We start from the raw sequence: 22,557 nt of genomic DNA, 5'->3' as shown, positions 1-22,557 counted from the left end.
TTACACCTGTGCAGGATAAACGGGATAAATGGTAGGGGGCAAATGCTGTTAAGTTAGACGTCGAAAATGAGCCGGGGTTTGATCATTTGGGAGGAACGGGCATATATTGGTATGTATGGCATCTACTTCCTGATGAGGCGCTGATCGATCAGCAGCATCAGCGCCTCGCGATAATTTTTGCTGACGGGGACCTTGTGCCCGCCGCAGCTCAGTTCATTCCCGGAAAGCGATTGAATTTTGTCTACAGCCACAATATAGGATTTGTGTACCCGCAGGAATTTCCCAGGTGGCAACTGCTCCTCGGCTGCCCTGAAAGTGGCCAGGGTCATATGTTTGCCTTGTGCGGTATGGATGGTGAGGTAATTCTGTGCGCCTTCTATGAACAGTATATCGGCGTATGCGATCTTTTCGAAGCCGCTGCCGGTTTTGATAAAGAGATGATCGCTCTCGCTGCGCTGCTGCTGCAGCAGGGTCAGCGCACGGTTGACCGACTGCAGGAATCGCTCCGGAGTGATGGGTTTTACGAGATAGTCCAGCACATTGAGCTCGAATCCCTCCAGTGCAAAGTCCGGATACGCCGTCGTAATGATCACCAGCGGTTTTATAGGCAGGCTCCGCAGCAGATCGATGCCGCGCATCCTCGGCATCTGGATGTCCAGGAACATCAGCTGCACTTTTTCCGCAGCCAGTACGGCATTGGCCTCCATGGCATTGCTGCATGACGCCACCAGTTGCAGGAATCCCGTGCCTTTCACCAGCAACTCCATACCGTCCCGCGCCAGCGGCTCGTCGTCTACGATAATGCAACGGATGTTCATGAGAGTTCGATGTTAAGTAAAACAAGGTATTTGTTGCCGGTATCTTCGATCCGGAGATAGTGTTTGCCGGGATAGAGCAGCTCCAGCCTGCGTTTTACGTTCGCCAGCCCGATGCCGCCCGCCGGATATGGCAAAGGTACCTGATCTTTGCTGTTCTCCACCCGCAGGGAAAAATACGGCGCCCGGTAGTCCAGCGAAATATGAATGAAATTTTCTCCGCCGCCATTGCTGGAAAGATGTTTGAATGCATTCTCCACAAATGGAATGATCAGCAGGGGCGCGATCTGGAAGTGCTGCATGGCGTCGCTCACGGAGAAGTCAATCTGCACCGTATCGCCCTTGCGGATTTTTTCCAGCGCAATGTAATGGTCCAGGTATCCCAGTTCCTTTTCCACCGGAATATGCTCCGTTGTGCATTCATACAGCTGGTACCGCAGCATATCAGAGAATTTGGCCAGCGTCTGCGCTGCCACTTCCGGGTCTTTCCGGATCAGCACATAGATGCTGTTGATGGCGTTGAACAGAAAATGGGGGTTCATCTGCGCCCGCAGGAAACTCAGCTCCTGTTGCATCTGTTCTTTTTCGAGCAGCTTGTTCCGGCGGTCCGCAATGATCCTTTCCTTGATGATCTTGGCTGCCAGCATGCAGCTGACCCCATAGGTATTGGCCATCAGCACGAACATGAAAAACTGTCCCGGCCTTACCTCCGAATCCGGCGCAATCCTTTGTGTAAGCAGCGTCAATGTTAAAGTGATGAACAATGTACAGATCAGCATATCCAGCAATACGCCCGCGGCAAACGCGCCATAACGCCTGGTATTGAAATAACGCGGAATGAGCCAGTACATCCCTGTATATATGCAGGCGGCCTGACCGGCAAACCAGACGGTGGTGTAGAGGAGAGACACCGAAACCGAAGATGGGTATTGCTGCATGGACATGCTGGTCCAGAAAATAAAATAAGCCAGCCAGAACAGGATGTGATGCAGTTTATACCGGAAAAACCAGTGCTTGTAACGGGTATTCATGATGCCAAGCTAAGCGGGTATCCGTTATGTAACAATTATAATTGATGAAATCAGGGGCCGGGAGGATGAATGAAAGCGGTTTGCGTTCCAACGACGGGAAGGTCGCCACTACACGTTTGTGTTATATTGTACGGGATTGCGCAGATAAAATGATGATGGATAATAAATTATAAATTTTTCTGTTATAGTAGCGGAAAGTTCATAACCATAGCATAGCTGGCAAGCAAAACAGGAAGGCCGGCCGGCGTTTTAGCCGGACCGGCCTTCCCCTAAGGGGAGGTAAGATCATTTTTTCAGATAGGCGCGCAGCATCCAGGCCATTTTTTCATGCTGGCGGAGCAATCCCGTCACAAAGTCACTCGTGCCCAGATCTTTATGCTTGTCCGAAAATTCCGTGATCAGGTTGCGGAGAGAGCGGATCACCGTCTCATGGTCTTCCAGCAGATTTTTGATCTGTGCGGTCTGGTCGTTCGTATATTCCGGCTCCGTCAGCTGCGTAAGTTTCAGGAAATCCGACAGGCGCCCGGCGCTGTAATGGCCCAGCATCCGGATGCGTTCCGCTACTTCATCTACGATCTCCGCCAGTTCATCGTATTGTTTTTCGTAAAACAGGTGCATTTCTGAAAAATTATCCCCTTCCACATTCCAGTGATAGTTGCGTGTTTTGGTATAGAGGACCTGTTCGTCCGCCAGTAATACCTGCATTTTTTCAGCAACGGCCTGTAAATGATTTTCGGGAATGCCGATGTTCGCTTTCATATGATGATGTTTTTATTGATTAAGCCTATAATTCTATCAGGGCATATACTTTGTCGTTCAGGTAAGGGCCGCCGGGATGGCGTGCCGTATAATCAAGATTGATCCAGTACTCCCCTTTCATTTCATGATAATATAACTCTTTTACGGGAGGATTGTTGAAGAGCAGCACGATGGCCTGTTTGATGACCTCGAATTCCTGCTCGTTGCCGCAATAAAGCTCCGGGTAGGCGTGGCCGCGGATCAGTACGATCCGGGTACGTGCGCCGATGGACTGGAGGCAGGAGGTGACCAGGATGGAATGGTCGTCGCAATCTCCCCCCAGCCCGTTGCGGATAGTCTCCATGGGTGTCGCGAAATACTCGTCCCGCTGACTGTCATTCACATATTTGAAATTCTCCCTTATATGCCGGTAAAGCGAAAGATACCTGATGATCTTGCCGTATTTGGGCCAGTATTCGTCATAGTGATCGAGCGAATGTTGTACGGAGAAATTGCGTACCGTAGAGTCCTGGAAATTGATCTTTTCCCTGATGCCCCGTACGGTTTTATCGACGTAACTCTCCACCCTGCGCGGATAGAAGCTGAGGATATCCAGCTGTTTTTTGTCCCTGGTGCCCCAGTTGCCCTGTACCATCCCCTGATAATCATTGATAACATTGGAGAATGAGTAGCGGCCCGTCCAGGTATTGAACAGCATAAAGCCGGCAACGAGCGCAAAGGCGGGGATGATCAGCGGTTTGAATAACCACAGCAGCAGACGGGTGAACAGAAAAGCGATGAGAACGGACAGTACCAGGTCAATATGCCAGTCCCATACCTGTATGGTTGGCAGGAACCTGTTAATATACGGCGCCAGCGGCAGAATGGTCAACAGGCTCAACAGGTTCAGCAGAAAATGCTGTAGGGTGGTGTATTTACTTTGATCAATGGCCATTGTGGATTATAATACCACAAAATTATGCCAAATATGCGGCACAAGTCCGGGTATATCGGCAAAATGCTATCATTGTGCAGCACCTTTACCGGCGATTGCTACAGTTCCACCAATCTCGGGATCACCTGTTTGAAAGTAGTGCCTTCGCAGATAATGATGATATTCCGTTTGGCATCCTTTTGCTGTTTGTCCATTTGCAGATGATGGTAGATACGGTTCAGTACGCCATAGTTCAGAAGTGCGAACAGTTTGAAGTCCAGCCGCTGTACAATGTCCATAGCGGATTCTGCCGCGCGGATGGCTTTGTTGAGTTCTTTCTCCCTGTACCATATCTCCGCTGCGATGATTTTTTGCAGGGCTTCCAGGTGGCGGCCGCTGAAGAAATCGGTGGAATAGTGCCGCAGTACCAGTTCTATATGTGTACTGATACGTTTGGCTGCGGCTACATCATTCACGCCGAGGTGGGCCTGTGCTTTCCAGCAAAGCAGCATAAGCCGGAACGGGTCTGTACGGTTGAAGAGGATGGACGGATGTTCGCTGAACAGCCGCTGTGAAAACCCGATCATCTGCTGATGATCGCCCATTAACAGGAAGGCAAAGCAGATGGCGCGGTAAACGGACTCGTCTCCGACGGAAAAAGTTTTCCGGCTGGGGATGCTCCAGTGGCGGGCATAGTGATAGATCTTGTCCCGCATTTCCACATTCAGGGCGCCGAATTTGAGGTATTCATAAATAAACAGGAACGCTTCATATGGTGTTATCCACATCTCTTTGAGCGTTTCATTGCCTGCGCAGAGCTTCTTGATGCCGGCCAGCTCTATTTCGCTTTGTTCCGCATCCAGCCGCATCATGGCCATAATAAAGAGATTCGAACGGATCTTCAGTTTGTCTTCGGTGGACTCTGCGATGCTAAGCAGGGTATTCAGGAGCTTTTGTTTTTTGAAATGAATGAAATCATCATTGATGAAGGTGCTGATGGGGTTCTTCCGGAAATAGCCATGGGGGAAGATCTGCTGGAGCTGTTCCTGCTTGTCTCCCTGTTGATAATGGAGCACAAGGTATTCCAGCAGATGGGCTTTTTCGATCGTAGCCAGCGGCAGCTGGAAGATGAGCCGTATGCTGTCTGCCTGCTCGTGCATGATGGCAAAGCGCAGTATCCATTTCAGAACGGATATCCGGAAGGGCGATTGAGGGAAATAGTCAAGCACCTGCCGCAACATAGCCACGGAAACCGATTCTCCGTGGGCTTCCAGAAAGTGCATGGCCGTAAAATATTCCAGCAGGAAGTTGTGCGCAAAGCGGACTTTCACGTTAAACATGATCTCCTGGCTGAAATTTTCTTCTACCAGGATATTGTCTGCGATCAGTTCTTTATAGGCCGGAAAGAGTTCCGGATGCTGCTTCAGCAATGCACTCTTGTCCGTCCGCAACCCGCCTTTCCCCATATCCAGCAGTTGCAGCATTTTTTGAATGATGCGGATCTTGAAGGTATTTGCAGGGGAGTTGAAGACGCGTTGCTGGATGAAACGGGAAATGATCTCGGTGAGACTGAGATTTTCATCTACGAACGATTGTCCGGGTGAGTGATTGAACTGGCAGAACAGTTGCAGATAATACGGATGATGCAGTTTTTGCAGGAAGCCGTCGGACAGTGCCTGGACGGTGGTTCCCGGGAAGTTGCAATTATAGAGTACGCTCTTCACTTCCTCTGCGGTAAGCATGGGGATGTTGGTATTGGTATCTTCATCCATCTCCGGGCCGAGATACCAGCATTTTCGGAAGGCGGGGTATTGCAGGGATTGCTGGAATACTTCCGCCCAGGTGCTGGAGCGGATGGAGAGGATGACCTTTACCCAGGGATGCTGGTCATTGGAATATACAAAATCCTCCAGTTTGTTATAGAGCATCTTCAGCTTGTCTGCACCCATGGTGATCTCGTCGAAGCCGTCGATGATCAGTATCAGCCTTCCGCCTTTTTCGTTTTGATGGGCGCTGAAATATTCGCGGAAGTTCTCGCCATTGCCCAGGCTGAGCTGGTTGTCGAGCCACGACGACAGGGAGAACCCTTTGAGGAGGAGGCTTCCGGCAGCATGGGCATTAACGAACCAGCAAATATCTTCCGGGTGCACGGCGTTCCTGCCAAACCAGTTGTGTTCGGCTGCGTGTACCAGCGCAATCGATTTCCCCCAGCCGGCCGGGGCTATCAGTACAGTAGCGGCATAACTGCTTTCGAGGAAGCGTTCGATGTGCGACAGGCAGTACTGGCGGGGTACGGTGTGTGGGAAGGGGATACCGCTGCGGTTCTTGAGCGTCAGCATGGTGTAATTGGACACGGCTACCGCTTTCTTTTTGATATCGCCCCATCTGGAATGGCCTGCCAGCTGCTTTGGGCTTTTACGCTGGAGTTGCTGCTGAAAGTCTTCCCAGTCCTTGAATCTGCAATACTGTGAAAGTGTGTTCAAGGTGTAGCGGGAAAAGCTGTGCTGAGTGGCCGCCAGACCGAATACACGCTTTAAGGTTGTCTCACTAACAAGTTTGCCAGTTTGTTTTAAAATGGATTGGGCAAGATGCTTGCACTGGTTTGGTTGAATATGGTCCACACCAAACTTTCTTAACACTTCCTGTTGAAGCGTAATGATATAATCGTAGGACAGGTCGATCATATAGGTAACATTATTGACTGGGTTAGGGGAGCCTGGGGATCAGGTATAAATGACATACATACGTAGTAAAATGAACATTCGGATTCAGGCGGATAAAAATGAATAAAATGAACAGGTGTCATTCGGGTGAACAGGCATGCCTTATTAATTCTTTATCAAGATATTAAATGAACAGCGAAGCCCGGAAATAATATTTGCGTTAGTTGCTGTACGGTATAATGCACCATATTAGGATACCTAACTAATACAAAAGAGGTGGATACGGGTGGATTCATCATAAAGTTTTGACTTACAATTGACAATGAGCAGGTGATTGGCCCTTTTACAGATGAATACAAAGATGCAAATATTTTGTTCTCCCTGTGCTAAAATGAACAAAATGAACAGGATTTCATGAAAATGAACAGAGTGAATGAATATTGATTAATGAACAGAAATGGCACATCGATTCCACGCTGACGCTCCCTACTTTCGTGTAGTCGTTAATGCAATAACCATTCCTGTAACTAAGAAAGTATCCTATCAAAAACGAATGGAACCGAATCAGCAGATCTGATTTTTTGACAGATTACCTTTCTTCAAAATTATACCCTGATGTTGTGAATGCAGTTCAACCGCCAATTCATATCCTGATCGATCAGGACCATGTGTTCGAGTATCTATTTCGCAATAATAACTTTCATACATAACCCAAAGCATTGTATATGAGTCTGAATGTTACTCCTAAGAGTGTTTTGCGCGCTTTTGTCATACTGATGGCCTCACTGTTGCCCACAGGGCTGGCCACGGATGCCTCCGCAGCAAATAACACGCAGTACTGGTGGTATCCCGCCATAGAAAAAGCAGCCCCAGCCACGATAACCGTGTATGGAGAATCGCCATTGCTAAAGAAAAACCGGACAATAACGTACACGAGTACACGTAATATGTTCGCTCCGGGCCCGATCTTTAGTCCGGGTACAAGCCACACCAATATTATTCCCCTGCTCTGCGTTGGCTGCAGTGTACAATCGCCCACCCTCTCGTATGACGGGGATATCAACACGGCCGCGAGGGTGCAGATCGCGCTCGGCATCGCCGGAAGGGTAGGTCAGCGCATCATCTTCCCCGGTACATATGAGAGCGGGGACAGTATTGTGCTGGACTTTGAAGTGCCCACCGCCGTGCTCAGTGCGGACATACTCGCAAGTATCCGCGTGGAGGCTTTCAACGGCAACACCTCCGTATCCGTGACGGATCTGAACGAACTTGTTAATCTCCAGCTACTGGGCGCCGGTGTCGGCGCTTCCGGGAAAATGAGGGCCATCATCCCTGTCGGCGCCACGTTTGACCGGGTTGAAGTGACCACCGGCGCATTGTTGAGCGCCCTCGGCGGATTATATATATATGAAGTTACCGCCACCGTCCCCGTAACCGTAACGCCTTCCGCCAACCCTGTCATTTCCCCGGCAGGAAGCGCGGCTACCTTCACGGCTTCTCACCGTCTCGGCGCTACTACCTATAACTGGTACGATGCCCCTGCCGGTGGCAATCTGCTGGGGACCGGCAGCAGTTTTACCACACCGGTGCTGACCCGCGGTGTACATCAATACTGGGTGGAAGCCACAACCGGAGATGGGCTGACCAGTTTTATCCGTACAGCCGTGAACGTAGACATCGGCGGTGGCCCCGGCCCCCTGTGGACCTACGGCGATCAGCAGGAAAGCCCGCTGATCAACGGCGTCTGTGTTGGATGTACCGTCACGGACCCGCTGAATGCCGTTGATGCCAACCCCAACACCTCCTCCCTCCTCAGCACCGCTGTAGGCGCCCTGGGAGGCGTTTCCCAACTCATTCATTTTCCCGGCACTTACCAGGCCGGAGACAGCATAGCAGTAGATTTCGAACTACCCAACCAGCTTATCAGTGCCCAACTGCTGGGCGGGATCACACTGGAATCCTATATGGGAGGTACGCCCAATGGCGATGCCATTCTGCTGGACAATTCGCTCGTTCGCCTGGAAGCCCTGGGCGCCGGCATCGGCAGTACCGGAAAGTTCCGTGTAACCATTCCCGTTAACACCGGTTTTGATGGGGTAAGGATCGGAACATCCGCTGTATTGGCCGGCCTTTCAGGCCTGCGGATATATGAAGCCGCAGCATTTATGCCGGTAACTGTAACACCCCCCTCATCCATCGTACCCTCCGGAGGTACCGCCACTATGGAGGCCAGTGTAAGGGCTCCCGGCGCTACCTACACCTGGTATGATACGCCGACCGGCGGCACACCGCTGGCTACAACAGCCGAATTCACCACTCCGGCCCTCACCAGGAGCAAAACATATTATGCCGAAGCATCCACACCGGACGGTTTGACCAGCTTCCACCGCACGGCAGCGAATGTAACCGTCAGCGGCGGCCCTGGCCCGTTGTGGACCTACGGAGATCAGCAACAAAGTCCCGTTATCAGCGGCATTTGCCTCGGATGCCTCGTGCAGAACCCAGGCCTCGCCGTGGATGAAGACACCACTACGGCTTCTCAGGCCATCCTCACCGTAGGAGCACTGGGCTCCGTTGGACAACTTATTAAATTCCCCGGCACCTATCAGGCCGGAGACAGCATCTCCTTTACTCTCGGTGTACCCAGTCAGCTGCTCAGCGCACAATTGCTGTCAGGCATCCGGGTGCAGACCTACAATGGCGATACCCCCAACGGAGATGCCATGATGCTGGACAACAGTCTTGCCAACCTCCAGGCCCTCGGTCTCGATGTAACCGGTAACGTCGGCAAATTCAGGGTAACCATCCCCGTGAACAGCACATTCGACGGCGCCCAGGTGGATCTGACCGGTCTCGTTTCCGGACTTTCCAGCCTGAATATATACGAAGCCGCCGCTTTCATCCCCGTAACGGTAACGCCGGACGATGTAAGCGTTCCATTTGGCAACGATACAACGCTTACCGCATCCATTCGCCTGCCGGGCGCTACCTTTAACTGGTATGATGCGCCAACTGGCGGCAACCTGCTGCATACCGGCCCCGAATTCACTACGCCTGTACTGGTGCAGGACCAGACCTATTATGTGGAGGCCGCCACGCCGGACGGGCTTACCAGCTATATCCGCACCGCCGTTGACGTCAATGTAATGGTAGGGCCAGGCAGTCCGGACCTCTCTTGCGGCAGGGGGATAACACAAACCAACAATACCTTCGGCCTTTGCCTGCTATGCGCCATCTCTGATGCCGGACTGGCCGTGGATGACAACCCGCAGACGGCCTCACGGCTTAATGTTCCCGTTGGTCTCCTCGGAGCCGGGGTTTACCAGCGCATGGCATTCGGACAGGAAAGCTCCGCCGGCGACAGTCTGCGCATAGTCGTAGGCTCCACCACCGGGTTGCTGAACCTTACGCTGCTGGGAAACGTTACCATCCGCCCACGCAATAACGGCGTTGAAAACGCAGCCGATGTAGTGGCATTGAACAATGGTCTCCTGCATGCGCAACTCCTGGACGGCGGCACCCGCCAGGTGCTTTCCTACGTACCCTCCGGTGTATTCGATGAAGTGGAGATCAGGGTGAATGGCATCGCCACAGCACTGACCGAGATCAACGTGTACTACGTTCAGCAGATCACTCCCATGGCAACAGTAGCAGCGGATACCGTAAATGTTTGCAGTGGCCAGGATGCTGTGTTGAATGCAACAGCACCTGCAGGCGCAACGTTCCGCTGGTATGATGCACCCTCCGGCGGCAATCTGCTGTTTACCGGCGATACTTATACGGTGGATTCCGTAACCGCCAATGCAGTATATTATGTGGAAGCCGCTTCAGGCACCACAACCTGCGCCAGCGAAGTCCGCAAGCCCGTATTTGTCAGGGTCGGCCTCGCCACCATCAGCGTAACCGCCAATTCCGTGACCATCCCGCAAGGCGGCACCGCAACCTTTAACGTGAACACGCCCGATACGGCGCTGACATACAACTGGTACACTGTGCCCACAGGCGGTACACCGGTCTTCACAGGCCCGAGTTTTACCACGCCGGCACTGAGCGCTACCACTACTTATTATGTGGAAGCCACTACCAGCACAGGATGTGCCACTCCACAGCGGATCGCTGTTGTGGCCAATGTTGTGATATCAAATCCTGATGTCCCCTGTGATATCGCCACAACACAGATCAGCAACGCAAACGGCCTTTGTGTAGGTTGTTATGTGGACAATCAGGGTTCCGCCGTAGACGCCAGTACAGAGACCTTCTCTTCACTTCACGCCATCCTCGGCCTGCTGGGCGGCTATGTACAGCAAACCCTGATCTTCCCTGCAGCCAGCGACGCAGGGGACAGCGTAAGGTTATTGCTGTCATTCCCTGCTTCCCTGGCAGATATCTCCCTGCTTGGCAGTGTACAGATCGCTACCTACAATGGTAATACCTATAATAATGACCGCACGGCACTGAATACCTCTCTGCTGAACCTGCAGCTGCTGCCGGGCAATCAGCAGGCACTGGTGACCTTCTCACCCTCAGCGATGTTCGACAGGGTGGAAGTTCGCCTGAATTCAGGGCTTGCACAGGCGCTGAACGCCGTAAACGTGCATTATGCACAACGTTTTGTTCCGGTACCGGTGCTTCAGGCAGATACCGTAAGCACCTGCGTTGGCGGCACGGCAGCATTCTCTGTAACGCCGCTCGCCAATACCGTCTACCGCTGGTATAGCCAGCCCACAGGCGGTACGGTACTGTTTACCGGTACGGACTTCCAGTCTGGTCCCGTTACAACAGACACTGCTTTCTATGTCGAGGCGATGAAGGCCAGTACGGCTTGTGCAAACCCCATCAGGACCAAAGGAGTGGTAACCATTGCCGGATCGCCTGCAGCTCCCACGCTGGAAAGCACCAGTGTAACTACCTGCGGCGGGTCCAGCGCCACCCTTCGTGCAACGGCGCCCGCAGGGGCTACCTTCCGTTGGTACAGCCAGCCCACAGGCGGCACAGTGCTGTTCACCGGCGCTGAATTCGTTACCCCGCTGCTGGACAGCTCCGTAGTGTACTATGCGGAAACCGTTTCTGCCGGCGGATGTGCCAGCGATACCCGTACTGCGGTACAGGTAGATGTTTCTGCACAACCCGGCACGCCGGATGTCACCCCGCAAAGCGCTGAAATATGCGCGGGCGGCACTGCCACGCTTTCCGCCACCTCCGCAACGCCTGGTGTTACCTTCAACTGGTACACCAGCGCCGCGCTCGATAACTTAATATTTACCGGCCCTTCATTCACTACGCCTGCACTGACCACCAGCACCACCTACTATGTAGTGGCTGCAAACGGGCAGTGCATCAGCGCAACCCCTGCAACTGTAGCCGTCCAGGTAAACGAAGTTCCCATTCAGCCAACAGTAGTGATCGATCCCGTGAGCGGCATCGTGGAATACGGTCAGACTGCTACACTGACCGCCACTTCAGCTTCTCCGGGAGCAACCTACCGCTGGTACCTGGATTCAACAGGCGGGACACCTGTATTTACAGGTAATCCCTTTACCACTCCGGCGCTGGCCAATACCACCAGGTATTTTGTGGAAGCTGTAGCAGCCTCCGGCTGTGCCAGCGGCAGAACGGCCGCTACCGTGAACGTGAACCGGGACTTCAATCCGGGCTGTGATTTTGCCAACAGCCAGACCTCCAACGTCAATGGCCTTTGTGTGGGATGTGCCGTGAATGCCGGAGATAATGCGGTGGACACCGATACCACCAATTTCGCAACAATAACCCAGGTACTGAGCCTGCTTGGAGCGGATATCTCGCAAACACTGAACTTCGGAAGCCTTGCCGCTGCCGGGGATACAGTGAAGCTGAGGCTCTCGTTCCCCACAGGGCTCCTGGATCTCAGCGTACTCAGCGCCATCGAGGTCACTTCCTACAATGGTGCGGTTTCCAATAATGATACCCGTACGCTGAATTCCACCGGCATCAGCCTCGTTGTGCTGGGCGGCACCAATCAGCGCGCAGTGTTATTCTCTCCGGGAGATGATTATGACAGAATAGAAATAAAAGTACGGGGCGGTGTGGCTTCCGCACTGGTGAACCTGAATGTTCACTACGCCAACCGCGTATTGTCCTCACCGGTCATCACTCCGGATATTATCACCATCTGCGCAGGCAGCACAGCAACACTTACTGCTGTAGCGTCAGACAGTGCAACGGTAAGATGGTACACGAGCCCGAGCGGCGGAACACCGGTATTCACCGGGAAAGTGTTCACCACCCCCCAGCTGACTGCCAGCACTACCTATTATGCGGAAAGCTATCGTGCTTCCACGGATTGTGCCAACCCGGTGCGTACGCCGGTAACCGTGCAGGTGCAGGCTGTACCCGAATTGCCCGCGATCCTGAAAGGCGATACGACGATCTGCACCGGTGGCAGCGCTACGCTCATCGCACGACCGGTGAATGCAGCGCACAGCATCCGCTGGTTCAGTACCGCAACCGGCGGCACGCCGCTATCGGCGGACAGCATATTCACTACCGGAGCGCTCACCGCTAACACAACGTTCTATGCAGAAGCATACAACGGCACCTGCGGCAGCGCAACCCGTGTACCCGTTGCTGTTACTGTGGTAACCGCCCCGCCGGACCCTGTACTGGAATCCGGTAACGTGTCCATTTGCGGCGGCACAACGGCAACATTACGCGTGACCTCGTCCACGACAGGCCTCATTATTCGCTGGTACACCGTACAATCAGGCGGTACGCCGGTATTTGAAGGCGCTGAATTCACTACCCCCGTATTGACGGCCACCACCATTTATTATGTAGAAGCGGTGAATGCCGCAGGCGGTTGTATAAACGGCGGCGGAAGGATACAGGCTACCGTAACGGTAAATACCACCCCGGCTGTTCCGGTGCTGGTAAATGGCACTACGGTTGTCTGCAATAATCAGCCCGCAACACTTTCCGTACAGAACCCTGTCACAGGAGTTACCTATAACTGGTACGATGCAGCGACCGGCGGCAATATGCTCGCCACCGGCGCTACCTTCATAACCCCCGCATTGACGGACAGCGCTACCTACTTCGTAGAAGCTGTAGGAACAGGCAATTGTCCAAGTACAACCCGCGCAACTGCCGGGGTAAGCGTACAGAATGAGCTGGATGCGCCCACTGTGGAATCTGCAAACGTTACGGTATGTAGCGGCGAACAGGCCACATTGCGCGTATTGAACCCGCTGGGCGGTATCACCTATGAGTGGTACGATGCTCCGGGCGGCAATAAACTGTTCACAGGCCCTGTGTTTGTGACCGGCGCGGTTGTAGCAGCAGCGGATTACTACGTATCAGCAGTATCTGCAGGCGGATGCTCCAGCGCAACGCAGACGCAGGTCAACGTTCAGGTTACAACGGCGCCATTGCAGCCCGTGATCATCGGCAGCACAACTGTTTGCGCCGGCGATTCCATCAGCCTGTCCATACAAAACCCGCAAACCGGCCTCACCTATGCATGGTTCAGCACGCAGACCGGGGGCACACCACTGGCGCAAGGCACCAGCTTTAAACCAGCAGGGGTTACCGCAACCACCACTTATTATGTGGAAGCATCCAACGGCACATGCACCAGCGCCGGCAGAACCAGTGTAACCGTTACCGTTAATCCTGCTCCGCCGGTAGTAACGGTAGACGCTGCTACAAAAACGATCTGTACCGGCAACACGGCGATCCTGAGCGTAGTGAATCCGCAGGCCGGACTGACCTACCGATGGTATGACATGGAAACGGGCGGCACGGTACTGTCTACCCAGGCAGACTTCACCACACCTGCGCTGACCGCCAATACCGATTATTATGTAGAAGCGATCAACAGCAGCAACTGTTCCAGCCCGGCCAGAACGAAAGTTAGTGTCGTGATCACGGCAGGCCCCGCGGCGCCGGCAGTTGAGTCAGCAGACGTGGCTGTCTGCAGCGGTGCGCAGGCTACATTGAATGTACTGAACCCGCAGGCGGGTATCACTTACGACTGGTACGATGCGCCAGGCGGCAATAAACTGTTCACCGGCCCGTCATTCGTGACCGGTCCGGTTACAGCAGCAGTAAACTATTATGTGGCAGCAGTATCCGCAGGCGGTTGCGTCAGCGCAACGATGACGCAGGTAAGCGTAACCGTGACAACTCCTCCTGCCCTGCCGGTTATAACAGGCAGCACCACTATCTGCGCAGGCAGCGCTGTCAGCCTGTCGGTACAGAATCCGCTGCCGGGCGTTACCTACACCTGGTTCAGCGCACAGACGGGAGGAACCCAGCTGGCACAAGGCACAACCTTTGCTCCGGCCGGGGTGACAGCAACCACTACCTATTATGTGGAAGCAGCCAGCGGTACCTGTACCAGCATCAGCCGTACCAGTGTAACCGTTACCGTTAATCCGGTTCCGGGAGCTGTAACGGTGGATGCCGCAACAAAAACGATCTGCTCAGGCAATACCGCTACGCTCAGCGTACAAAGCCCGCAACCAGGCCTGACCTATCGCTGGTATGATGTGGCCACGGGTGGTACGGTGCTTTCATCTCAGTCAGACTTTGTAACACCGGCCCTGACAGCAAATAAGGACTACTATGTAGAAGCCGTTAACGGCAATAACTGCACCAGCGCAACCCGCACGAGAGTAAGCGTGGTGGTAACGGCAGGCCCGGATGCTCCGGACCTCGATGCGGAGGTGACCGTTTGCAGTGGCAACCGTGCTACTGTGAATGTGCAGGGCCCAACTACCGGTATCGATTACCGCTGGTATGATGCCCCGGCAGGAGGTAATCTCCTCTTCACCGGCAATACCTATATCAGCGAGCCAGTCAATACAAGGGATACCCTGTACGTGGAAAGTGCCGTTCAGGGCGGTAATTGTACCAGTACAGGCCGTACACAGGTGATCCTGATCCCGGCTGACGCTCCGGGAACCCCTGTGCTTGTGAACGGCGGAACATTGACCGTTTGCTCAGGCAACACAGCCACCTTCACCGTGCAGAATCCCGTACCAGGGGTTACCTATCGCTGGTATGACGCACCGGCGAATGGCACGCTGCTGCAGAGCAGCACATCGGCCAGCTATACCACCGGCACATTGACCGCAGACATCAGCGTATATGTGGAAGCAGTGATCGGCAGCGGTTGCATCAGCGATACCAGAGCGATGGCAACAGCCACGGTGGGCGATGTTCCGTTGCCGCCGTCCGTAACGGCAGACGCACTCCAGGTTTGTAAGGACAGCAGTGCTACGCTAACCGCGTCCTCCACACAGGCCGGCGTGATATTCAGCTGGTACACAGCAGCGACCGGCGGCGCCGCGATCTTTACCGGACCGGTGTTCGTAACACCCGGTATTACCGCCACAACCATATACTATGTAGCCGCAGGTTACAACGGCGGTTGTATGAGCGCTACCCGTACCCCCATCACCATCAGTATCCTTGAGCCGCTGGATGCACCACGCGTAACGGTGGCCAGCAGAACGGCAACATCCATCACCTTCCAGTGGGATGTCATTCAGGGAGCGATCGGTTACAGGGTATCGACAGACGGCGGCGCAACATTTACGCAGCCAAGTTCCGGCCTTACAGGCACTACGCATACCGTAACAGGGCTCGAACCCAACCAGACCATCACGCTGCAGGTTATGGCCATCGGCGCAACACCATGCGCGAACAGCGCCTGGTTCCTCGGTGGTGGCGGTACGGACAATCCGGCAGGTAATGCCGTGTTTGTTCCGAATGCCTTTACGCCGAATGGAGATGGCCTGAACGACGTGCTCTTTGTGTACGGCACCACTATCTCCACCATGGAAATGAGAATATTCAACCAATGGGGCCAGATGGTATTTGAATCGAAAGACAAGGGCCGCGGCTGGGACGGTACAATGAGCGGTGTGAAACAGCCGGTTGGCGTGTACACTTATGTGCTGAAAGCAGTATTGCAGGACGGTACACAGGTGCAGAAACGCGGAACAATTACAATTGTAAGATAACCCGGATAACAGGCAGGCAAAAAATGCATTTTAAACAGCCGGAATGAAGGCAGCTTCATTCCGGCCTATTCCAAACCGAAAAAAAATGTTCCCATGAAGAACAGATTTATGATAGGCTTGATCGCACTGTGCGCTATGTTCACCGGATCGGCGACTGCACAGGTTGACCCTCACTTTTCCCAGTATTACGCTTACCCGCTCTGGCTTAACCCCGCATTGGCAGGGGTGATCGACGGAGATTACAGGCTCACCGGCAACTACCGGAACCAATGGGCCAATTTCGGAAGCCCTTATTCAACCGCAGGTGTATCGTTCGATGCTGCTACGGAAAAGAACGTGGGGCTGGGTATTACTGCATTGAACATGTCCGCCGGTGATGCGGGATTTAATTATTTCAATGCCATGGCCACCGTTTCCTACAGCGGTGTAAAAATGGGCGCGAATGGCACCACGCGCCTGGTGGCGGGCATCCAGGCCGGAGTGATCAACAGACGGGTGGACCAGTCGAAGTTCCAGCTCGGCAGCCAGTACAATCCCGTGTCCGGCTTCGATCCCAATATTCCTTCGGGAGAACAGCTGAGAGCAACATCGTCAACCGTGTTTGATGCAAACGCCGGCCTGATGTTATTCGACGGCAATCCCAATCACCGGTTCAACCCCTTTATCGGTGTGGCGGGCGCGCATCTTACTCAGCCGGAAGACCCCTTTGTAGCAGAAGACCAGGATAAACGGAAACTGCCTGTCCGTTACCTCGTGCACGGCGGTTCCAGGATAAAGCTGACGGATATGGTCGGCATAACCCCCCACGGCCTTTACATGCGCCAGGGTAATGCAGAGGAGATCGTCGCGGGCGTGTATTCACAGATCCGGGTGAATATGGAATTTGACCTGCTGCTGGGGGCGAACTACCGGGTAAATGATGCTGTTTCACCATTCGCCGGTTTCCATTACAGGAATTTCACGCTCGGGCTGAGCTATGATGCCAATACATCCAACCTTAGCCGTCTTACCAGCGGCAGCAACGCCTTTGAGCTTTCCCTGTCATTCATCGGCCGCAAGCGCAGGATCATGGAACCGGAATATTTCATCTGCCCCAGGCTATAACATCAAATGATGAACTTTATGAAAAGACTTACACTCTTCCTGCTGTTGATCGCCATTGGCATGGCCGGCACCCTGCACGCGCAACAGTACATATATGATTACAAACGCACGGCGGATAATTATTTCGAGAAGAAAGATTACTACTCCGCCGCACAATACTATAACAAGGCGCTCGGCACATTTGCCGTGAAACCCGGGGAATACAGGCCTTACCTCGTGGAAAAAAGCGGCAAGACCAAACAGAAAAAGCTCAAGGACTATGAACTCGTGGTGTATCGTCTGGCCGAATCCTACCGCATGTACAATGATTTTGCCAATGCGGAGAAATGGTATGCCGAAGCGGTGAACTTCGATCCCGTTCAGTTTCCGCTTGTGCGCTACTGGTATGCCGTATGCCTGCGTTCCGCGGCAAAATATGAAGATGCGCTTACGCAGTTCCAGCTGTTCCGCCAATCCTATAAAGGATATGATGAATATAGCAACCGTACTGCAGTCGAGATCGCCAATTGTGAGTTTGCCATGAAGGAGATGCAGTTGCCGCCGCGCTATGAAGTGATCAAGGTAGCTGGTAATATCAACCAGGGCGGCGCCAATTATGCGCCGGTGCCAGTGAGCAGTAACACTTTCTATTTCACCTCATCCCGTCCTGATTCCGTGTTGATCGAAAAGAATGACAATCCTTTCATCAATACCTTATACGTGGCAAAGGGAAGCAACGCCAGCTTTGACAGCGAGGAAAAGCTGCCGATTCCCATGGAAGAAGGTATGGAACAAGGCGTGGCTGCTGTAGCCCCAGATGGTAATGTATTGTACCTCACGCGCTGGTCGGTAAATAACGGGGTGAAAAAATCCGCGATCTACCGCAGTGTGCGGCAGGGGAATGAATGGACCGCCCCGGAGGCACTGGATGCCAACATCAACGTGGCTGGCTACAGCTCCAAAGAACCATACGTTTCTTCGGACGGGAAATACTTTCTCTTCTCTTCTGACCGCCCCGGCGGCATGGGGAAATTCGACCTCTGGTATTGCACCGTCAACAGCAGTGGGGGGTTAAGCAATGCTACCAATCTGGGGACATCCGTCAATACCAAAGATGAAGAAAGCGCTCCTTTCTATGATCCGGCAAAACAGGTGCTGGTGTTCAGTACAGATGGCCGCACCGGTTTTGGCGGACTGGATTTCTTTTCCAGCAAAGGCAGCTTCACCGGATGGTCCGCTCCCGAAAACATGGGATATCCGCTCAACTCCGCAAAGGACGATTTGTATTATGCCGCGCTTCAGGCCAATAACGCTTTGCAGAAAGGATATATCAGCTCCGACCGGGAATCTGTATGCTGCCTGGAGATCTTTGCCGTCAGGCGTAAAGCCAAAATGGCCGGAGGCCAGGTGCTGGATTGCGAGAACGGGCAACCGCTGGCAGGAGCAAAGATCACGTTGCTGGACAGTACGCAGCGCAATGTGCTGGAAACACAAACCACCAGCACATCAGGAAGCTACATGTTCGAAGTGGATATGAACCGGAAATACAAAGTGCTGATAGAAAAGGAAAATTATTTCTCGAAGAACTTCAATTTCGACTCAGAACAACTGACCATGGTTGATTCCATGATGAACCCCTCCGTTTGCCTGAAACGTTTCGAGATCGACAAACCGATCGTGATCGACAATATCTTCTACGACTACAATAAGGCCTCATTGCGTCCGGAATCCCGCGAGGTACTGGATACACTTTACTACCTTCTGCTGGATAATCCCAAGATGGAAATAGAACTGGGCGCACATACCGATAGCAAGGGCACCGACATATACAACCTGAAACTTTCGGATGCCCGCGCTAAAGCCTGTGTGGATTATCTCATCAGCAAGGGTATTCAGAAAGAAAGAGTGATCAGCAAAGGCTATGGTGAAGCCAGGCCGGTAGCGCCCAATACTTTACCCAACGGAAAGGACAATCCGGAGGGAAGGCAGCTTAACCGGAGAACGGAATTTAAGGTACTAAGGAATTAGCACACAGGTTAACGCAGTAAGATGTTCTGACAGGGAAGTCTTTCCCACCATGAACCATATCCTATCATATACAAGCAATGGCCGGATTTATCCGGCTATTGTCGTTATAGGACCCCGGGCGTTATTAAAACGATGCACTTTGGTTCGAAGACTTTGATTATGCATGAAATTTTTCAGCCGCATCGCAATGCAATAAGCCGCTGTACCGAAGGGTTTTCAATCCCGGTTCCAAACGCAGCAGTAAACGCCCGGGCAACGGCGTGTTTAAATAACAGCTATTAAAGAATAGCTTAGCTCTTTGAAATATTGGACTATGGAACACATTTTAAATCCGGAGTGTTATACAGCATGGGTAGTCATCTCACAAATAAAGAGGCTGTATCATTGATACAACCTCTTTCTCCATCTATCAACTAAACAAATAGCTGCAAATATTATTGTGCGCTGCCGATGTTGCCAATGGCCACCACACTGTCTTTTACAGTTGCGCCCTTATCTACGAACGCTACACGTGCAAACGCTCTGTACTTCAGTACGCTGTCATAGTTCCATTTTTTAGTGGTTTCACCGATGGTGATCTGTTTTACATTTTCCCATTTGGCTTCAACCGGAGCGCCGGTAGTTGCACTTTTAACCGTTTTTACAAGATGGAAAGTATCCAGTACGGTCGTATCCTTAGTGCCGTTGAACAGTACAAAGTTGTAAGTAGTGTCCTTGGTAGACTTGTCGATACGGATGGTCATCGTGAAAGTGGAATCTGTTAATTCCTGCAGGGTCACTTTACCTCCGCCGGTGCCTGTAGATACGGTTAAAGGGTACTCTTTGGAACGTTTGGCCGGTGGGTTGGGATCATCATCAGAGCAGGAAGCAAGGGTGATTCCAAACACAGCAGTAGCCAGCAGGCTCAGTCCGAGAGCCCGGTTTTTAAGGATAAGCATGATTTCCGTTTTTAAAAGCTTGGTTTAATAATTAGGTTAAGTGTAGTCCCTTTTGTGAGACTTAGATAAAACGGGGCTGGAATTAAAATGTTACAAAGAAATTCATCCATTCATTTAAAAAAATCTTTCTTTCTCATCACAATTCAATGCTGTGGCTTGTTCCGGACTACAAAAAAATCCGTTTTTTGCGATGCCACTGCCTTTTTTGACGGATGGAGGATGCCTTTATCATATGATATGGCTGTATCAGGAAACGGGCGGTGAAATTTTGAAAGCGTGCTTTCGATGATCAATATTGTCATCATAAAGTTTAGTGAAGCCTGCTAAACCGGCGAATCCCGCCCCGCCTCCGACCATTATAACGGGTGCAGCGATATTCAGCCGGTGAAACCGGAGGAAAGCGGAGGCCGGGATCATTTTGATGGAAAGGGACTGTAAATGCCCGGCAATTGATTACATTTGCTGCGTTTTTCAACCTTTAATCAAACCATTACATGTCTCTTACCGTTGTAGGTACCATGGCTTTCGATGATATTGAAACGCCCTTTGGTAAATCGGATAAAATCGTTGGCGGCTCCGCATCCTTTATTGCCTGGGCTGCATCTAATTTTGTAAAACCAGTGAATCAGGTGTCTGTGATCGGCGGGGATTTCCCGCAGGAAGAACTGGATAGCCTGGTAAAAAGGGGCGTAGCCCTGGAAGGCGTACAGGTAAAGAAAGACGAAAAATCCTTTTACTGGGCGGGAAAGTATCACCTGGACATGAACTCCCGTGATACCCTCGTTACGGAGCTGAATGTACTGGCCGATTTTCAGCCGGTGATCCCCGATAGCTACCAGGGCAGCGAGTTCCTGGTACTGGGTAATCTCACACCGCAGGTGCAGATGAGCGTGATCAGCCAGATGAACCCCCGTCCGAAGCTTATTGTCATGGATACCATGAACTTCTGGATGGATGTGGCGCTGGATGACCTGCTCAAAACACTGAAAATGGTGGATGTGCTCATGGTGAATGACAGTGAAGCGCGGCAGCTGACGGGGGAATATTCTCTTGTAAAAGCAGCTAACAAGATCCTTACTATGGGGCCCCGTTACCTGATCATCAAAAAAGGGGAACATGGCGCACTGCTGTTCCACGAGAATCATGTTTTCTTTGCTCCGGCCCTGCCACTGGAAGAAGTATTTGACCCCACCGGAGCCGGAGACACCTTCGCCGGCGGTTTTGTAGGCCACCTGGCTAAAACCAGGGACATCTCTTTTGAGAATATGAAGACCGCAATCATCGTAGGTTCTGCCATGGCCTCATTCTGTGTGGAGAAATTCGGTGCGCAGCGTCTCCGGGAGATCAGCAAGGAAGATATTTCCGCACGGCTGGAACAGTTCGTGCAGCTGGTGAACTTCGATATTGACCTCGTATAGACCGGACAAAATATATAAAGCCCCTGGAAGATCACTGATCGGCCAGGGGCTTTTTTAATGAACCGGGGTCAACAGGATCATTTAAATGCCTCGTTCAATATCTTCGCCAGCCGGAAGCCGCCTTTTGTCAGCTGGGCATTCAAATCTTCCATAAACAGGAAGTTGTAGCGGTAGCTCAGTTTGTCCCCGGCATTGGTGCGGTCGTAGATTTTGTCAGACAACACATGGGATTCCCACATCCAGTCCTGCACGCTGCCGGCTTGCAGGGCGGCCCGTTTGTGCTTTGTCACCACCCGGTTCAGCAGCCCCGCGTACTCGGTATAACTGTATTGCTGGAAGTCTATCAGGTGCTCGTCCCATACCCGGTGGAGATTGGTGGGCCGGTCGAACCAGGTCACGGAGATCTTGTTGCCGCCCATATCTTCATCCCGGCCTACATGGAGCGGCATGTGCATATCGCCGATCATATGCACGAGGAAGCTCAGTGCAAACCGCCGCCGGTCCGCCGGGGTTGAGGGATCTTTCAGCTCCCGGATCATGGCCATGGTCTGGCTGTACAGATTCTCCCCTTTGGCTGCGGCCAGCAGCCGGTCATATTCCTCCCGTGTACAATGACCGGGGAAATCAAGATAATGCCAGGTGGAAGTATGATTGTAAATGCCTGTGGTATCAGATTTGATGAAATCCGGCCAGTTGGCGATCATAGCCAGCGTTTCCTGCCCGATGATGGCGCGGATGGCCTGCTGCGCCTTCGGTGTAAGATGCATGGACGCGATCTCGGCTATGACGCGGTGGCCCACCGGGCCCCATGCTTTGGCGGACAAGGTGCCGGTTATCAGCACCAATGCCATGAACCCTTTTAAAGAATACTTTCCCATGTAAACGTATTTAGCGACTTTTAACGA

Annotated in this window: 11 protein-coding genes; 4 read left to right on the top strand and 7 right to left on the bottom strand. The window is 52.6% G+C overall.

The window, feature by feature from the left end; genetic code table 11:
- Positions 1-122: 122 nt before the first annotated feature.
- The 5 genes from FW415_RS03160 to FW415_RS03140 form a co-directional block, all read right to left on the bottom strand.
- Positions 123-818, bottom strand: coding sequence for a LytTR family DNA-binding domain-containing protein (locus FW415_RS03160; RefSeq protein WP_148382847.1), 696 nt, complete (start codon positions 816-818; stop codon positions 123-125).
- Positions 815-1,846 (bottom strand): sensor histidine kinase, encoded by a 1,032-nt coding sequence (locus FW415_RS03155; protein ID WP_148382846.1) that lies wholly within the window; start codon positions 1,844-1,846, stop codon positions 815-817. Before FW415_RS03155 ends, FW415_RS03160 begins: the two co-directional genes overlap by 4 nt.
- Positions 1,847-2,131: 285 nt before the next feature.
- The gene (locus FW415_RS03150; protein ID WP_148382845.1) at positions 2,132-2,605 is read right to left on the bottom strand and encodes a Dps family protein; all 474 of its coding nucleotides are present in this window, start codon (positions 2,603-2,605) and stop codon (positions 2,132-2,134) included.
- Between the two features lie 25 nt (positions 2,606-2,630).
- A complete protein-coding gene (locus FW415_RS03145) occupies positions 2,631-3,539 on the bottom strand; it encodes a transglutaminase domain-containing protein (RefSeq protein ID WP_148382844.1) in 909 nt (302 codons plus the stop codon).
- A gap of 98 nt (positions 3,540-3,637) precedes the next feature.
- Positions 3,638-6,202, bottom strand: a complete 2,565-nt coding sequence (locus FW415_RS03140; protein ID WP_148382843.1) for a hypothetical protein — start codon at positions 6,200-6,202, stop codon at positions 3,638-3,640.
- A gap of 704 nt (positions 6,203-6,906) precedes the next feature.
- Here FW415_RS03140 and FW415_RS03135 point away from each other — a divergent pair.
- The 3 genes from FW415_RS03135 to FW415_RS03125 all read left to right on the top strand — a co-directional run bounded on the left by FW415_RS03135 (position 6,907) and on the right by FW415_RS03125 (position 19,296).
- A complete protein-coding gene (locus FW415_RS03135) occupies positions 6,907-16,185 on the top strand; it encodes a gliding motility-associated C-terminal domain-containing protein (RefSeq protein ID WP_148382842.1) in 9,279 nt (3,092 codons plus the stop codon).
- A gap of 93 nt (positions 16,186-16,278) precedes the next feature.
- Positions 16,279-17,289 (top strand): PorP/SprF family type IX secretion system membrane protein, encoded by a 1,011-nt coding sequence (locus FW415_RS03130; RefSeq protein ID WP_148382841.1) that lies wholly within the window; start codon positions 16,279-16,281, stop codon positions 17,287-17,289.
- 18 nt (positions 17,290-17,307) lie between these two features.
- Positions 17,308-19,296, top strand: coding sequence for an OmpA family protein (locus FW415_RS03125; RefSeq protein WP_168208642.1), 1,989 nt, complete (start codon positions 17,308-17,310; stop codon positions 19,294-19,296).
- Between the two features lie 434 nt (positions 19,297-19,730).
- Here the strand turns inward: FW415_RS03125 and FW415_RS03120 are convergent, their stop codons facing one another.
- On the bottom strand, positions 19,731-20,234 hold the full coding sequence (locus tag FW415_RS03120) for a hypothetical protein (RefSeq protein ID WP_148382839.1): 504 nt from the start codon (positions 20,232-20,234) through the stop codon (positions 19,731-19,733).
- Between the two features lie 494 nt (positions 20,235-20,728).
- Here FW415_RS03120 and FW415_RS03115 point away from each other — a divergent pair, with 494 nt between their 5' ends.
- Entirely contained in the window at positions 20,729-21,652 is a 924-nt protein-coding gene (locus FW415_RS03115; RefSeq protein WP_148382838.1) for a PfkB family carbohydrate kinase, read from the top strand.
- Positions 21,653-21,729: 77 nt separating this feature from the next.
- On the opposite strand, the gene FW415_RS03110 is transcribed toward FW415_RS03115, so the two are convergent.
- Positions 21,730-22,530 (bottom strand): S1/P1 nuclease, encoded by an 801-nt coding sequence (locus tag FW415_RS03110; protein WP_168208641.1) that lies wholly within the window; start codon positions 22,528-22,530, stop codon positions 21,730-21,732.
- Between the last annotated feature and the right edge of the window lie 27 nt (positions 22,531-22,557).

The sequence above is a fragment of the Chitinophaga sp. XS-30 genome, assembly GCF_008086345.1.
Lineage (GTDB): Bacteria > Bacteroidota > Bacteroidia > Chitinophagales > Chitinophagaceae > Chitinophaga.
Note: the sequence above shows the minus strand (reverse complement) of the source record. Positions and strands in the feature narration are given on the sequence as shown.

Excerpts from the sequence above, each read along its gene's own strand:
- FW415_RS03160 (WP_148382847.1), bottom strand. The coding sequence starts at position 818 with ATGAACATCCGTTGCATTATCGTAGACGACGAGCCGCTGGCGCGGGAC.
- FW415_RS03155 (WP_148382846.1), bottom strand. The coding sequence starts at position 1,846 with ATGAATACCCGTTACAAGCACTGGTTTTTCCGGTATAAACTGCATCAC.
- FW415_RS03150 (WP_148382845.1), bottom strand. The coding sequence starts at position 2,605 with ATGAAAGCGAACATCGGCATTCCCGAAAATCATTTACAGGCCGTTGCT.
- FW415_RS03145 (WP_148382844.1), bottom strand. The coding sequence starts at position 3,539 with ATGGCCATTGATCAAAGTAAATACACCACCCTACAGCATTTTCTGCTG.
- FW415_RS03140 (WP_148382843.1), bottom strand. The coding sequence starts at position 6,202 with ATGATCGACCTGTCCTACGATTATATCATTACGCTTCAACAGGAAGTG.
- FW415_RS03135 (WP_148382842.1), top strand. The coding sequence starts at position 6,907 with ATGAGTCTGAATGTTACTCCTAAGAGTGTTTTGCGCGCTTTTGTCATA.
- FW415_RS03130 (WP_148382841.1), top strand. The coding sequence starts at position 16,279 with ATGAAGAACAGATTTATGATAGGCTTGATCGCACTGTGCGCTATGTTC.
- FW415_RS03125 (WP_168208642.1), top strand. The coding sequence starts at position 17,308 with ATGAAAAGACTTACACTCTTCCTGCTGTTGATCGCCATTGGCATGGCC.
- FW415_RS03120 (WP_148382839.1), bottom strand. The coding sequence starts at position 20,234 with ATGCTTATCCTTAAAAACCGGGCTCTCGGACTGAGCCTGCTGGCTACT.
- FW415_RS03115 (WP_148382838.1), top strand. The coding sequence starts at position 20,729 with ATGTCTCTTACCGTTGTAGGTACCATGGCTTTCGATGATATTGAAACG.
- FW415_RS03110 (WP_168208641.1), bottom strand. The coding sequence starts at position 22,530 with ATGGGAAAGTATTCTTTAAAAGGGTTCATGGCATTGGTGCTGATAACC.